Raw genomic sequence first — 14,153 nt, forward strand, 5'->3', positions numbered from 1 at the left:
GACAACGTGCGTCGAGCAGTGATAATGGATAGATCACAGCCTGCCATTGGCAGGCTGTGTTATCTCTCGCTGCGGGCTTTCCAGCGTTCGCTCGTCAGGTAGCCGTTCACGCCCACATCCAGGAAAGGACGCGGCGGTAGGTAGTTAGCCTGTCCGAGCGATTGCATATCGGCGATCAGCGGGTTGTCTTCACCCAGCGCCAAATCCGCCAGAATATGTCCGGCAGCGGTTTGCTTCGACAGCCCCGCCCCGTTACAGCCTGCGGACGCGTACACATTGTCGCTTAACTGCCCCCAAATTGGCGCGCCGTTGCGCGTTACGCTAATCAAACCTGACCAGGTATGCGCCATCTTCACATCGCTCAACTGCGGGAACATCCGGGCAAAAATAGCCGCGTGACGACGCGCGTGGCGTCCGGTTTCTACCGCGCTATTGACCAGCTCCGGGGTAAATTTCACATGCTCCCGAATCAGGAAGCGATGGTCGCGCGTATAGCGCAGCGTCGCACTGGCCAGCGCATTGACCGGCGTCAGCCCCCAGTCCGGCATGTCACCCATGCGTGCTATCTGCTCTGCGTTCAGCGGTTCTGTCAGCGTCGCGAAGGTCGCCACGGCAAACACCCGGCCATTGAACAGCGGCAGGCCGCGCGCCGCGCCGTTAATCGCCATCATCAGCTTATCTGCCTGAATCTCGCCGTACGGCGTTTCCACGCGAATGCGCGATCCGGTTTCGATATTCAGCGCAGGTGAATGGGCGTAAACCGTCACGTTCTTCGGCAGATTCGCCACCAACCCGATCACCAGCGCCGCTGGGTTTAGCAGAATGCAATTGGGGGTATACACGGCGCGATGATAGAAAGACGTGCCGAGGCGGCGAGCAAGCTCGTCTTTTTCCACCACCTGATAGGGTTCACCCAGATCGTTCAATTCACGGACATAGGTATCGATCAGGCCGTTAAACGTTGAACTGACGGCGCAGTGATATTTCCCCGCCACGCTCCAGTCGCACGCAATCGCATGGCGATCCACCTTCTCTTTCAGATGCGCCACGCCGGACTGCAACAGGCGACGATACGCCGCCGCTTTTTCCAGTTCGGCCGTCGAGCTACCGATGTTGTGCGGCAAATCGATAACGAAACCGGAGTTACGCCCGGAGGCATTGTCGCCAATCTCGCCCGCATCCAGCAGGATAATGTGTTTATCCGGGCGCAGCTCAGCCAGACGCTGTGCAAAGGCGATCCCCGCATAGCCAGCGCCGATCACCAGCCAGTCTGCCGTTGTTTTTCCACGCTGCTGCGGGTAATTCGGTTTATCGATAAGATCTGCCGACCAGCCATTACGATTCTGATCGAAAGGAAGATGTTTGATTTTCACAGTGGTGTAAGCCTTGAAGAGAACGGGTTGTACCAGAAGACTGACGATACGTAATGCTGATTAAGATAAAGAAAGGCGGGAAGCGGTGTCCAGCAAGAAATGTCGCTAAAACTTAGAGAAATAAGTGAGAAATCAAAGCGCCTGCGAATACAGGCGCTCAGAAGGACTAAGGCGTTACACGACGCCCTGCGCCAGCATCGCGTCGGCCACTTTTACAAAGCCCGCCACGTTGGCACCGCGCACGTAGTTAGTCTGGCTGTTTTCACCGCCGTACTGCACACAGGCATTGTGAATATCCAGCATGATGTGGTGCAGACGCGCATCCACCTTCTCTGCTTTCCAGCCCAAACGTGCTGCGTTCTGCGCCATTTCCAGACCGGATGTCGCCACGCCGCCCGCGTTAGCCGCTTTGCCCGGCGCAAATAGCACGCCAGCATCCAGGAACGCGTCGGTTGCTGGGATCGTGGTTGGCATGTTGGCACCTTCTGCCACGGCTTTCACACCGTTAGCAATCAGCGTCTGCGCCGCAGGCAGATCCAGCTCATTCTGCGTCGCACACGGCAGCGCGATGTCTACCGGTACTTCCCACGGCGTTTTGCCTGCGAGGTAGGTCAGCTTCGCTTCGCGCGCGTAATCTTCCACGCGGCCATAGCGTTTGTTTTTAATCTCTTCCAGCAGCGCCAGTTTCTCTGGGGTAAACCCGCTCTCATCCACCACCGTGCCGTTAGAATCCGATGCCGTAACCACGCGTGCACCCAGTTCCATCGCTTTTTCAATCGCGTACTGCGCCACATTACCGGAACCGGACACCGCGACACGCATGCCTTCAAAGCCCAGACCGTGGCGTTTCAGCATCGCTTCCGTGAAGTAGATCAGGCCGTAGCCCGTCGCTTCAGGACGAATCAGACTGCCGCCGAACGATAATCCTTTACCAGTGAAGACACACGCGGTGTTGTTGGTCAGTTTCTTCATCATGCCAGTCATGAAACCGACTTCACGGCCGCCCACGCCGATGTCGCCCGCCGGAACGTCTGTGTCCGCACCCAGATGACGATACAGCTCCGTCATCAGCGCCTGACAGAAGCGCATGACTTCGCCCTGGCTTTTCCCTTTCGGGTTAAAGTCCGAGCCGCCTTTGCCGCCGCCCATTGGCAGCGTCGTCAGCGCATTTTTGAAGGTCTGCTCGAATCCGAGGAATTTCAGAATCGACAGGTTAACGGACGGATGGAAACGCATGCCGCCTTTGTACGGACCGATCGCAGAGCTGAACTGAACACGCCAGGCGCGGTTCACCTGTACCTGACCTTTGTCGTCCGTCCATGCGACGCGGAACTGAATCACGCGTTCCGGTTCTACCAATCGTTCCAGCAGGCTGTAATCCGCATAGTGAGGGTTCTGTTCCAGAAAAGGCCACAGAGTGGAAAGGACTTCATTAACGGCCTGTAGAAACTCAGGCTGATGCGGATCGCGTTGTTGAACAGAATCAAGAAAACTTGCCAGAGATACGATTTGTGCCATGAACAGCTCCTGATTGAACGAATAAGTTCCCGTCTGCTTCTTTATTTTTAGACACGCAGAAGCTTGTGGGATCGGTGAAAATGATGTTGTGTCCTCTGGACTATAACACTGGCGATGGATATTTAAGCAAGCGTTTTCTTTTCAGATAAACGTTATAATCCAATGGGATAGGAAGGGTTTTTTGGCGATTTGAGAAGAGAAATTTGCTATAAGTTTTTGTTATATAACAAAAGGCACAGCTAAGAAGCCGTGCCTTTCGTCACTGAAAAAAAATGCAAAAAAAGCTAATTTTTATTCGTCTTCCTCATCGCGCAACGGCACGATGAGCATGTCGACATGTACGGTATTAATCAGCTGGCGAGCAGAAGACATCAGTTTGCTCCAGAAGTCCTGATGGTGACCGCACAGCACGAGATCGACATCGTATTTCTTAATCGCATCAACCAGCACCTGCCCTAAATCGCCGCTGCCGCTCAGCGTTTCGCTGATAGGGTAGCCCGCATTCTCGGACAGCTCAGCCAACGCGTTCTGGGTTTCTTCGGAGATACGCTGTTGCATGTCACCCAGATTGACGTCAATCAGCCCGGTGTAGAGATCGGAGTAGTTCACATCGACGTGGATTAACGACACTTTCGCATTGTACGGTCTTGCCATTGAAACCGCTTTTTCCACTAACACTTTGCTTTCTGGAGAAAGGTCAACAGCAATAAGGATGTGTTTGTAAGCCATAATAAGACTCCTTCCGTAAAGACTAATTAAGGGTTAGCAGATATTTCTCCTGCCAATCTGATACTTAACAGCGGATTATAGGATAGCACTCGTCCGCGCTATCGGTATGTTCAGTCGATCACAACCTGTTTTCAAACCTGTTAATTCTATTGATAAGTGTAGTAGAAACTGCTCCTTTTCACAGTTAAATCGCGCAGCTTCTCCTTTCAGAAAGGGCGTTATCTCGTCGAAAATCGTCCTTCATGCCGTTTGCGCCAGCCTCTCTGGCACAAACGAACATTCTTCTTCTACACTAGAAGTAGGGAGCGGCGAGCCTGTCCGCTGCACCCTGGGATGGAAAACGAGAATGGGGCTAGCCGTGATGCCGTTGGCTATCCAAAATGACAATAAAATCGTGCGCAAGCGCGTGGCATAACTATTCGTAGAAAAATGTCACAGACAAACGTCGTCGATAAGCGTCGCGGATAAATAAAGAGTAGCGCTTATCATCGGTGACAGGTGGGCAATCGGAAGGCATGGCCATCGTATCTGACGAATAGAACGACCGGGAGGGAAGCATGATTAGTACATTTGCGCTTTTCTGGGCTTTATGTATCGTCTGCATCATCAATATGGCGAGGTACTACTCTTCATTACGCGTGTTACTGCTGATTTTGCGTGATTGTGACCCGCTGCTTTACCAATACGTTGACGGGGGTGGCTTCTTTACATCGCACGGCCAGCCAAGTAAACAAATCCGGCTGGTACGCTATATCTACGCGCAACGCTATCTTGATCATCACGACCCTGAGTTTATTCGCCGTTGCGAGCGAGTGCGGGGACAGTTTCTACTTACGACCGCCCTGTGTGGCCTTATCGTCATCAGTCTGTTTGCAATGACGATATGGTATTAAACGCGGGTACTGACACAATTCTCTGGCATTAACATAGCTATTGTTATTAACACCCTCATTGGTATGACAACCATGAACGTCGATAAAAAGTAAAAAGGCGATTCCCCACAGAATCGCCTTTTTTATAACGTAAGCGACGTTGAAAAACGTTCCCTACGTTTTTTGATGCGTGATGAGTTACCGCCGTTAGATCAGCTTCAACGCCAGCCAGTACAGCGTACCGGACATCAGCATTGAGACCGGCAGCGTCAACACCCAGGCAAGCAGAATACTTCTGATCGTTTTGCCCTGTACGCCACCACCGTCCGCAATCATCGTCCCGGCAACCGCCGAGGACAATACGTGCGTGGTGGAAACCGGCATACCGGTATAGCTGGCAACGCCAATCGACAGGGCCGCCGTCACCTGCGCCGAAACGCCCTGTGCGTAGGTCATGCCTTTCTTACCAATCTTCTCACCGATGGTCACAGCCACGCGTTTCCAGCCCACCATGGTGCCCAGAGACAGCGCCAATGCGACAGCGACGATAATCCAAAGAGGCGCATACTCAACCGTCTGCAGCATGTCTTTACGCAGGTTGCTCAGGTAGCGCTTATCTTCGCCTGACGTTTCTGGCAGCTTGATCACCCGATCCATCGTATCAGAGATACACATCAGCAAACGACGTACTCTGCTACGATCGTCAGGGTTCAACTGGTCGTAACTTTTCAGGTTATTCAGCAGGCCCTGTGTACGGTCAATCGCAATCATCACGCGTGAACTGTCACAGTGAAACTCTTTCTGACCGTTGCCAGGTATCGTGCTTTCTGGCGTAGGTATCACTGGCGGAGACAGGTCGATAACGTGCGTCAACGCGTCGCCGTGCTGCTTGTAGTATTCCTGCAAATTGACAACAGCATCACGGGTACGGCTGATGTCATAGCCAGACGCGTTCATGTTGACAATAAACCCGGCTGGCGCGACGCCAATCAGCACCAGCATAATCAAGCCGATACCTTTCTGACCGTCGTTTGCACCGTGAGAGAAACTCACCCCAATCGCCGATAAAATCAGCGCGGTACGCGTCCAGAACGGCGGCTTACGTTTGCCGTCCTGCTTTTCGCGATCGACAGGCGTCAGATGCACGCGTTTGCGTTTTTTACTGTCGTTCCAGAACCGACGCAGCACCAGCACCAGCAGGCCTGCAACCACCATCCCCACAATCGGCGAGAGCAACAGCGACAGGAAAATGCTGATCATTTTCGGCACGTTCAACGCATCCACGACGGAGGTATCCGTCAACAGCGCGTTGGTCAAACCAATACCGATAATGGAGCCGATCAGCGTGTGAGAACTGGAGGCAGGAATACCGAAATACCAGGTACCCAGATTCCAGATAATGGCAGCCAGCAGCATGGAAAAGACCATCGCCAGACCGTGCGCCGAACTCACGTTCAGCAATAAATCAGTGGGGAGAAGGTGAACAATTGCATAGGCCACGCTCAGGCCGCCCAGCAATACACCGAAGAAATTAAAGACACCCGCCATAACAACGGCAAACTCGGCGCGCATAGCTCGGGTATAAATAACAGTGGCAACGGCATTCGCAGTATCGTGAAAACCGTTGATGGCTTCATACATCAGTACAAACAACAAAGCCAATATCAACATCAGGCCAGTGTAGTAATCCAAACCGGCAAATAAATGTAGCATAAACGTTAGGCCATTTAGTGGTCATGAACGCGGCGCATTATCGGCGACAAGCAGGGGTCTGGAAAAGCGAAATATGACATTTTTTTGACTTAATATGTGACAACGATCGATGAACAAAGCACTTAATCAATAAAAATCAAATAATTATATATTTTTACTAAAATATGCAAATTGTTACGCTGGTATCGAACAAAAACCAACACTACAATTTGCCGCCCTACGGCTTATCGGCCTGCGGCAATCCAAGAAGATAAAATCACTCATCGGAGAAATGCATTGTGGAACAGTTTGACGCTGTCATTATCGGTGCCGGTGCAGCAGGCATGTTTTGTGCAGCACAGGCAGGACAACGCGGACTGCGTGTTCTACTGCTCGATAACGGCAAGAAGGCTGGCCGGAAAATATTGATGTCCGGCGGCGGACGCTGCAACTTTACCAATATGTATGCAGAGCCAGCGGCCTATCTGTCTCACAATCCTCACTTTTGTAAATCGGCACTGGCGCGTTATACCCAATGGGATTTCATCAGCCTGGTCAACAGCCACCGCATCGCTTATCACGAGAAAACGCTCGGTCAGCTATTCTGCGATGATTCCGCACAGCAAATCGTGGACATGCTAGTCACAGAGTGCGAGCGGGCGAACGTCACCCTGCGTCTGCGCAGCGAAGTGACCTCGGTGGAGAAATCAGACGATTTGTTCACCGTCCAGCTAAGCAACGGCACATCATTCCAGAGCGCATCGTTAGTCGTTGCCTGTGGCGGCCTGTCGATGCCCGGCCTGGGCGCGACGCCGTTTGGCTACCAGCTTGCCGCACAGTTCGGTATCAACGTGCTCCCAACTCGCGCTGCACTGGTGCCCTTTACGCTGCACAAGCCGCTGCTCGAACAGCTGCAAACGCTCTCCGGCGTCTCGGTGCCGACTGTCGTCACCGCAGAAAACGGCGTGACGTTCCGTGAAAACATTCTGTTTACGCATCGCGGGCTGTCTGGCCCGGCTATTTTGCAGATCTCCAGCTACTGGCAAGCGGGTGAATTCGTCACCATCAATCTGCTGCCTGACCGCGATCTTACCCAGCTTATTAATGACGAGCGCACCGCTCACCCGAACCAAAGCCTGAAAAACACGCTGGCACAGTGGCTACCTAAACGACTGGTTGAATGCCTACAGGAGTTAGGACAACTGCCGGACGTCACGTTGAAACAGCTCAACAGCGCACAGCAAACGCAGATTGAACAGAGCCTGCAACAGTGGCGCGTGCAGCCAAACGGTACGGAAGGTTATCGCACGGCCGAAGTCACCATCGGCGGCGTTGACACCCGCGCGCTATCCTCCAAAACCATGGAAGCCAGCGCGGTGCCGGGGCTGTATTTCATCGGTGAAGTGGTCGATGTGACCGGCTGGCTCGGCGGCTATAACTTCCAATGGGCGTGGAGCTCTGCATGGGCATGTGCGCAGGCGCTGCCTTTTGTAGAAAGCTGATAGACATAGAATTGATATAAGGCGAGCAAGGCAAACGGTTCAATGTACCTTGCGAGCCTCAACAGCAGTCATCCTTCCAAAGTGGGTTATGACAGCCCTTCGCCATTCAGCCGCGAATACCGCCGTTTGTTCGGCGTTCCAGCCAAGAAAGAGATTACCGCCCTGCGCAAGCAGACTTCCCCATCGGGTATGCGGTCATAACTTAAACCAATCCTCACCAAAACGTTCGCACAGACCAGCCTGATTGATGAGATAAACTCATAAAGGCTATCGATTTTCATTAATTATCTTTCATACCAACTCTGCTAAATATCACTGGGGTAGTACAAAACTTAATTTCATAAATATCCGCCCCATTATTTCTTTTCCCTCTAACGGAGTTAGTAATGAATTTTAAAACCTCTTCGATCGCTGGTGCATTTCTGTTCTCAGCCTTTGCTGTACCAACGGCTCTGGCGGCAGACGCCCAAATGACAATTTCTGAAAGTGGAAGCCGGGAGTTTATCCGCGCCCCGGAAGCAAACTTCACCGGCAGAGCCTGGATTGATCCGCTGTTCATCAAAGCGCAGTCGCCTCAGCGCACGACAGGCGCTTACGTATCCTTTGAGCCCGGCGCACGCGCGGCTTGGCATACTCATCCTCTAGGCCAGACGCTGGTGGTCACTTCTGGAACCGGCTGGATTCAACAGTGGGGCGGGGAGAAAAAAGTGATCAACGCAGGTGACGTGGTTTCCTGCCCACCGGGCGTGAAGCACTGGCACGGCGCGACCGCAACAACCGGAATGGTGCATCTTGCGATTCAGGAAAGCGACGCTGAAGGGAAAAACGTTCAGTGGATGGAGAAAGTTTCCGACGAGCAGTACGGACATTAAGGAGAACGCGATGAAAAAAACATCCCTTTCACTGATCGCCGCCGCGTTTTTCCTGTCTGGTTGCGCGACACAAGGGCAGCATAATTTCCCTGCTCAACCAGACGTTAATACTGCCGTTCGCACAGCGGCACCCGCCATGAGCGCTTATACACAAAAGCTGACCGATGGCGAACTTTGGCAGCGACAGCAGCTCTCCGCCCGTGACCGTAGTCTGGTCACTCTCGCCGCGCTTGTTACCCGCGACAATACCACCCTTCTGCCTCATTACCTGAATGTGGCGCTGGATAATGGCGTGAAGCCGTCCGAAATTTCAGAGCTGCTTACGCATCTGGCGTTTTATGCTGGCTGGCCTAACGCATCCTCAGCTGCGGTGGTCACAAGCAGCGTGTTTGCCAGCCGGGGGATCCGCTCAGAGCAGCTTCCAAGTGTTGACGTCAAATTGCTTCAAATTGATGAAGCTGCCGAAGCTCGACGCGTCAAACTCGCATCAGAAAGCCTGGGCAATCTGGCGCCTGGCGTGGAGAAGTACACCACTGAGGCTCTTTTCCGCGATCTGTGGCTGCGGCCGGGGCTGGCTCCGCGAGACCGCAGCCTGATCACGGTCAGCTCACTCATCACTGAGGGCCAGTCAGCCCAACTGCCTTACCACCTGAACCGGGCAATGGATAGCGGGCTCACCAAAGAGCAGGCTTCCGAAACGCTTACCCAGTTGGCCTTTATTGCTGGTTGGCCAAAAGTATTTGCCGCGCTGCCGGTATTTAAAGAGGTCGTCACGTCCCGTAACGGAAGCTGACGATCGCAAGATGCCCTGTGTAATGCACAGGGCAACATTCAGCTCGTGTGAACAGTAATCCAACCCCCGCTTATTCAGGTTACAAACTTTATTGTCGCCGAATCTCTTTCAGCAAATAACCACTATAATAATCTCTATTCAGCACTCTCCTTTGATTCATGGAGAAAAGGACGTCTCTACATAGGCCTCTGCTGCCAGACAGGAGATGTGAATGAGCCCCAGACGTAGTGAACATAAAATCAACATATTGCTGCTACTGGTTGCAGGCATGCTGCCACTGCTGCTTGGATTATTGTTCACTTTTGTTGAGTCCAGATTAATGGTAAAGCGCGATTTGGAATCCACTGCGCAAATCGCAATGAATCATGCCGAGAATATTTCGACACAGGCATGGCAGATGGTAGATCGCCTCCAGCGCTTTCATGGTCAGCCCTGCGACGTCATCGGCGATGAACTGCAACGTCTTGGTTCGGTCTTTTCTTACTTCCGCGCTATCGGCGTTATCCATAATACCGACGTCTATTGCTCTTCAACATTTGGCAGCACGCTGACGCCACTCAGCCGCGTCATTCAACAGCCGCTACCGGAGACCTATTCTGAACGCTGGAGCCTATCGATTTCCGGTTCAGACAACGTGAAAGAACGCCCGGCGCTGATCTTCGTCCAGATGCCTCCTACGGGATACGGCGCTTACGCCATGGTCGATGCGCAATATCTGATCGACCTCATGACTGCGATTAGCAAGATTCGCGGCTATCAACTTATCCTGCAAATGGATAACGGTCACCCGATTCAAACGGGCCCAACCATTACGCCGCACAGGAGCCTGTTTTCTACCTCTGCGCTTGAAATCAAGTCGAGCCGCTTTCCGCTTACCCTCAATGTTACCGCCCCTGCCACCCAAGAAATCACCAACTGGAAGCAGGCATTTTTCACGTTTCTGCCACTGGCCATTATTCTCTCTCTGCTTTTCACTACGGCGATGTGGTACTGGCAAAAACGTAAGTTATTCTTCCGCGAAGAAATCCGTAAGGGCATCGCTAACGGCGAGTTTTCCGTCTATTACCAACCGATCTATGACACGGAATCACAAGCCTGTACTGGAGTAGAAACGCTACTGCGCTGGCGACGCAGCGATGGCCAGTGGATTAGACCCGATATATTTATCTCTGCCGCCGAAGCAGAAAGTATGATCATTCCCATCACTCGACATTTATTTGATTTGGTGGCGTCAGATATCGCCAGTTGGCAGGTAAAACCGGGATTTCATCTGGGGCTCAACGTTGCAGCAGAGCATTTGCATCACCCGAGTTTCGTATCAGATGTACACCGCTTCGCAGAGAAAGTCGCCGCTCATTCATTAAGCATTACGCTGGAACTGACAGAACGTAACCTCATCAGCAACGGTCCTGAAATCATACAGCGCCTGCATCAGCTGCGTGAAGATGGCTTTATGATTGCCATTGATGACTTCGGCACCGGCCACTGTTCACTTTCTTATCTGCAAAATTTTCCGCTGGATTGCCTGAAAATAGATCAGGGATTCGTCGGCGCGGTTTCATCACCGGATGAAGAAGCCCCTATTCTTGATGCCATTATTACTTTGAGCCATCGCATCAAGCTTCAATCCGTAGCGGAAGGTGTGGAAACCGAACAACAGCTCATGTATTTACAACGGCGCGGCGTCAAATATATACAGGGATTCCTTTATGCCAAGCCAATGGACAATGAATCGTTGCTGGTCTGGCTTCACTATAATGGCAATAAATCGATTGAGAGCTTTATAAATAAAAAAAAAGAAGGGAAAAAGCAGTAATAACCGGCAGAAACTTGTCCACCGGTATTCAATAATCGGCAAATCAGAAACGGTAACCGACGCCAATATTAAAGCCGTCTACACGCGTTTCATAAATCTTCGTGCCTTCGTAACCAATATCAATCGCCCAGTTAGCTACTGGCGTAATTTGAATACCGGCACCATAGGCGAAGCTAGATTTACTTTCACTACCAGATTGGCGGAAGGCATCCCCTTCTTCCCAACTGGTTTTTCCGTATCCAATACCCGCTAAGCCGTAAACGCTGACATATTCGTTAAAACGGTAAGACGGACCAGCCATTAGTGAAGAGTATTTCAGCTTATAAACATCACTGCTTGAATTCTGATAATACTCAGTTTGTTCCGCGCTCACATAAGTGAAAGAGCCGATAATACCAAGTGCAGAATCGCCCTGATAATGATATTTGGCCGTAATCCCTTTTGGATCTTTAAAGCCATCGACTTTCGCCTGAGCATAACCCAAAGACACCGTTTGTGTCGCCTGAGCAGCAGACATTCCCATGGCACAAGCAATCAAAGTGGAGAGTAGCAGTGTTGTTTTTTTCATGATCGAAACATCTTCCATATTTGAATAAAAAGACGGTTTCAACAAAGCGAATATATAAGTATCGCGAATGTTGGCCGCACACAAACTTACATTTAAATACAGAGAGGTAAAGTCAGTCTTATTTTTAAACAACTGAGATTTATTTCAAATAAATCATTAAAAAACAAAAATATAGACATTATTTTTGATAATTAACGCGCGATTTTTCCCGATGTTTTTGGGAGGATTCTGAACTGAATATAGAGGGAATATGGAAATTTTCGACGCCAAAGAATATTGAAATAAACCCTAAGTTTATAAAGGTTTCTTACAAGCGGCTATTTTTTAAACGAAACGTTTTTTAAGTGAGACTATTTTTTAAACAGATAGTGTTTTTTTAAACAGATAGTGTGAGCAGACGATAATTAAAACAGGAGAAAAGCTGAGAATGATTCACTGAAGGAGGGTGGTGGTCGGCGAGAGAGGATTCGAACCTCCGACCCACTGGTCCCAAACCAGTTGCGCTACCAAGCTGCGCTACTCGCCGAATGCGGGCGCATATTACTGCTACCTTATTAGAGCGTCAATACCTTTTTAGCAAAAGGATTTCAGCTGCCGTTAAAGTGTCCATCTCTTGTATTTACAGCCTGAAACCGACGTCCTTGTCCGTGATTCATATCAATTAGCTGGTTTCTGACACCAGTTATTTTTAGGGTTAATACCACCGTCAGGCGATGTGTATCCCACACATCCAAGAATCGTATCAAACAGCTCTTCATGGCGATGTGTTTTGCCAACGCGCTGCTGAGCCTTCAACTGCTCGAACGCATGCTGATTATCGGCGTCAGCCAGAAACTTATCCGATGTCCAAACCATCATCGGTGAACGGAACTGTTCAGGCGGTGCCATCTGACGCGGCGTGCCGTGCAGATGATAGTTATCATCGATGGATTCACCGTGATCGGAGGCATAAAATACAATCGCTTTCTTATCCCTCACCTGGTCGATCACGCTATCAATAAAGCTATCGGTATAGAGCACGCTATTATCGAAAGCATTAATCAGTTGCTCACGCGTACAAGAGGCATCAACGCCCATACATTCTGGCTGATAGCGCGCATAGCTGCGGGGATATCGCATGGAATACAGGTAGTGAGAACCTTTGGTATGCAGCACAATCAAGTGTTTACCTTTGGGGTAGCGTGCCAGCGATTCCTTAACTTCATCGACCAGCAACATATCCTGCACCGACTTACCGTCATTGTGTTTCTCTGACGCAATCATTTCACGGAAAGAATAGTTGTTTGCCTCGATGCTATTGTAAAACCATACCTCACTTTGCATAGCAAACAGCTCAGAGGTAAAGCCCAGCTCTTTCAGTACGGAAAAGATATTCCGTTCTTTCAGCGTTCGCTGCGGGTTGTCTTCCGTACCGCCTTCTCGCACAAACATACAGCGCATGGAAAGCTTGGTTGAGGTATCACACGACTGACCACGGAATGCGACCAGGTTTTTTTCTTTTGATAGCTTCGGCGTCGTGTCTCGCTCGTAGCCTAACAGCCCCATATGATCCCAGCGGGTTGTTTCGCCGATAATGAAAACCACGTAGGTATCGTCAATGCCTTTCGGCGGGACATAGGTAAAATGCTGAGCCGGATCGAAAAGATTGGAGGAATCCTGGTTCTCGTCATACTTGGTATATGCAAATAATCCTAATGCAGACAACCAGTTAGACGGAAGATACGAGTGCGCCACTACACCCCCATAGCTGGGCAAATCCACATTGGATTCTCGCTCGGACACTGACTGAACGTTGTCCATATAGCGAAGCGGCATCCAAACCAGTGCAACGACGGCGACAAGAACCAGAAGAGGAACTAAACGCTTTCCCGGTGATTTAAGCTGTTCGATCAGCGTATGACGCAGCGAATTTTTCCAGATCAAAAACAGCGGCAGCGCACTCACCACCAGCATCCACAGGAAAAAACGAAAACCAATAACTTCTTTAGAAAGATCAATATCCGTAGTCATGACCGCCGCAATAATGCCATAGCCAATTACGACATTAAAAAACGTCATGTAATAGCTGGCGGCAACGGAAATCAGCACCAAGAGAGAAGCGACTATCCGATAAAAACGACGTCCCCCGAGTGAAATAATCCTCATCAGGAAAAAGGTAAATAAGATACTCGCGGTCAATTCGACAAGAGCGGGAATAAACGTTGGAACCTGGCTACCAGCAGAGAGTGAAAAATAATCAAACCGGCGATAATACACTGAGATATTGAGAAAAAGACCAATATAGACTGCCAGGACAAACGATAATCTGGGTTGCGAAAAAGATGCTACAAACTTCATTATGACAAGTGCTCCAACAAACCTTTCTTATTATCTGAAGCTATACGACAACATCCGTATGCCTGAGTTCAACGGAAATAA

Annotated in this window: 12 protein-coding genes and 1 tRNA gene; 6 read left to right on the plus strand and 7 right to left on the minus strand. The window is 50.6% G+C overall.

Features of this window, described 5'->3' with window-relative positions; genetic code table 11:
• Positions 1–59 precede the first annotated feature (59 nt).
• From QWJ20_RS19380 to uspA, 3 genes are all read right to left on the minus strand, one after another.
• Positions 60–1,373: an NAD(P)/FAD-dependent oxidoreductase gene (locus QWJ20_RS19380; protein WP_433993264.1), complete on the minus strand. Its 1,314-nt coding sequence runs from the start codon at positions 1,371–1,373 to the stop codon at positions 60–62.
• A 174-nt stretch (positions 1,374–1,547) separates the two neighbouring features.
• The gene (gene gdhA, locus QWJ20_RS19385) at positions 1,548–2,891 is read right to left on the minus strand and encodes an NADP-specific glutamate dehydrogenase (protein WP_014913653.1); all 1,344 of its coding nucleotides are present in this window, start codon (positions 2,889–2,891) and stop codon (positions 1,548–1,550) included.
• Between the two features lie 291 nt (positions 2,892–3,182).
• Positions 3,183–3,620, minus strand: coding sequence for a universal stress protein UspA (gene uspA, locus QWJ20_RS19390; protein WP_095701112.1), 438 nt, complete (start codon positions 3,618–3,620; stop codon positions 3,183–3,185).
• A gap of 557 nt (positions 3,621–4,177) precedes the next feature.
• Between uspA and uspB the strand changes: the two genes are divergently transcribed.
• On the plus strand, positions 4,178–4,513 hold the full coding sequence (gene uspB / locus QWJ20_RS19395) for a universal stress protein UspB (RefSeq protein ID WP_010281678.1): 336 nt from the start codon (positions 4,178–4,180) through the stop codon (positions 4,511–4,513).
• Positions 4,514–4,699: 186 nt separating this feature from the next.
• Here the strand turns inward: uspB and pitA are convergent, their stop codons facing one another.
• Complete coding sequence (gene pitA, locus QWJ20_RS19400; RefSeq protein ID WP_039487480.1) at positions 4,700–6,205, minus strand: inorganic phosphate transporter PitA; 1,506 nt, start codon at positions 6,203–6,205, stop codon at positions 4,700–4,702.
• Positions 6,206–6,483: 278 nt separating this feature from the next.
• Here pitA and QWJ20_RS19405 point away from each other — a divergent pair, with 278 nt between their 5' ends.
• From QWJ20_RS19405 to QWJ20_RS19425, 5 genes are all read left to right on the plus strand, one after another.
• Entirely contained in the window at positions 6,484–7,686 is a 1,203-nt protein-coding gene (locus QWJ20_RS19405) for an NAD(P)/FAD-dependent oxidoreductase (RefSeq protein WP_433993265.1), read from the plus strand.
• A gap of 42 nt (positions 7,687–7,728) precedes the next feature.
• Entirely contained in the window at positions 7,729–7,887 is a 159-nt protein-coding gene (locus QWJ20_RS19410; protein WP_433993266.1) for a hypothetical protein, read from the plus strand.
• A gap of 185 nt (positions 7,888–8,072) precedes the next feature.
• Entirely contained in the window at positions 8,073–8,558 is a 486-nt protein-coding gene (locus QWJ20_RS19415) for a (R)-mandelonitrile lyase (protein ID WP_433993267.1), read from the plus strand.
• A 10-nt stretch (positions 8,559–8,568) separates the two neighbouring features.
• Positions 8,569–9,351, plus strand: coding sequence for a carboxymuconolactone decarboxylase family protein (locus QWJ20_RS19420; protein WP_219679054.1), 783 nt, complete (start codon positions 8,569–8,571; stop codon positions 9,349–9,351).
• 211 nt (positions 9,352–9,562) lie between these two features.
• Positions 9,563–11,167 carry an EAL domain-containing protein gene (locus QWJ20_RS19425; RefSeq protein WP_433993268.1) on the plus strand — a complete coding sequence of 535 codons (1,605 nt, stop codon included), beginning with the start codon at positions 9,563–9,565 and terminating at the stop codon, positions 11,165–11,167.
• A 43-nt stretch (positions 11,168–11,210) separates the two neighbouring features.
• On the opposite strand, the gene QWJ20_RS19430 is transcribed toward QWJ20_RS19425, so the two are convergent.
• The 3 genes from QWJ20_RS19430 to eptB form a co-directional block, all read right to left on the minus strand.
• Positions 11,211–11,735, minus strand: a complete 525-nt coding sequence (locus QWJ20_RS19430) for an Ail/Lom family outer membrane beta-barrel protein (protein ID WP_095701108.1) — start codon at positions 11,733–11,735, stop codon at positions 11,211–11,213.
• A 449-nt stretch (positions 11,736–12,184) separates the two neighbouring features.
• Positions 12,185–12,261, minus strand: a tRNA-Pro gene (locus QWJ20_RS19435).
• A gap of 131 nt (positions 12,262–12,392) precedes the next feature.
• Positions 12,393–14,072, minus strand: a complete 1,680-nt coding sequence (gene eptB, locus QWJ20_RS19440; protein WP_433993269.1) for a kdo(2)-lipid A phosphoethanolamine 7''-transferase — start codon at positions 14,070–14,072, stop codon at positions 12,393–12,395.
• Positions 14,073–14,153: the final 81 nt, after the last annotated feature.

Source organism: Pectobacterium sp. S5, assembly GCF_051707265.1.
Lineage (GTDB): Bacteria > Pseudomonadota > Gammaproteobacteria > Enterobacterales > Enterobacteriaceae > Pectobacterium > Pectobacterium polare.

What these genes read in the sequence shown, in the direction of transcription:
- gdhA (WP_014913653.1), bottom strand. Translation starts at nt 2,891, where the DNA reads ATGGCACAAATCGTATCTCTGGCAAGTTTTCTTGATTCTGTTCAACAA.
- uspA (WP_095701112.1), bottom strand. Translation starts at nt 3,620, where the DNA reads ATGGCTTACAAACACATCCTTATTGCTGTTGACCTTTCTCCAGAAAGC.
- uspB (WP_010281678.1), top strand. Translation starts at nt 4,178, where the DNA reads ATGATTAGTACATTTGCGCTTTTCTGGGCTTTATGTATCGTCTGCATC.
- pitA (WP_039487480.1), bottom strand. Translation starts at nt 6,205, where the DNA reads ATGCTACATTTATTTGCCGGTTTGGATTACTACACTGGCCTGATGTTG.
- QWJ20_RS19410 (WP_433993266.1), top strand. Translation starts at nt 7,729, where the DNA reads ATGTACCTTGCGAGCCTCAACAGCAGTCATCCTTCCAAAGTGGGTTAT.
- QWJ20_RS19415 (WP_433993267.1), top strand. Translation starts at nt 8,073, where the DNA reads ATGAATTTTAAAACCTCTTCGATCGCTGGTGCATTTCTGTTCTCAGCC.
- QWJ20_RS19420 (WP_219679054.1), top strand. Translation starts at nt 8,569, where the DNA reads ATGAAAAAAACATCCCTTTCACTGATCGCCGCCGCGTTTTTCCTGTCT.
- QWJ20_RS19425 (WP_433993268.1), top strand. Translation starts at nt 9,563, where the DNA reads ATGAGCCCCAGACGTAGTGAACATAAAATCAACATATTGCTGCTACTG.
- QWJ20_RS19430 (WP_095701108.1), bottom strand. Translation starts at nt 11,735, where the DNA reads ATGAAAAAAACAACACTGCTACTCTCCACTTTGATTGCTTGTGCCATG.
- eptB (WP_433993269.1), bottom strand. Translation starts at nt 14,072, where the DNA reads ATGAAGTTTGTAGCATCTTTTTCGCAACCCAGATTATCGTTTGTCCTG.